This is a genomic window from Treponema sp. R80B11-R83G3, assembly GCF_054786115.1.
The window spans coordinates 1-382 of sequence record NZ_BDHF01000573.1; the positions used below are offsets into that span (position 1 = coordinate 1).

The 382-nt window shown below is 27.2% G+C and carries 1 protein-coding gene; it reads right to left on the minus strand.

The window, feature by feature from the left end; translation table 11 throughout:
- Window positions 1-382 (minus strand): hypothetical protein (locus ACYVRH_RS15035; protein ID WP_461257658.1); only part of this gene is annotated, 382 nt, incomplete at both ends.

Below are 382 nucleotides of genomic sequence, written 5' to 3' on the forward strand. Positions count from 1 at the left end.
TCCCTATAGAAACCATTATTATTCCGTTAAATAATATAACTAATACTCCAACAGGATTAATTTTTCCTTTAAATTTTTTATACCCAATTGTACCCAAAAATACATATAATAATGCGGAAATTGCAGCCACCCTGTTAAGAAAGATGAAAAATGCTATTGTCAATAAAATACCGGGAATAGAAAATAAAAATGCGCCTAAAAATCCCAATAAATAATTATTAGGGGTATTTTCCAATTCCATATTTTCTTTATTAATATTTCTTTCAAGTTCCCTATAACAATCATTACAAATAAATAAAGATTCATTATTAACACAAACTAATTCCGCTTCTTTTTCAGATTCGCATCTTTGACATTGAGGTTTTTGCATGGGATATTTATT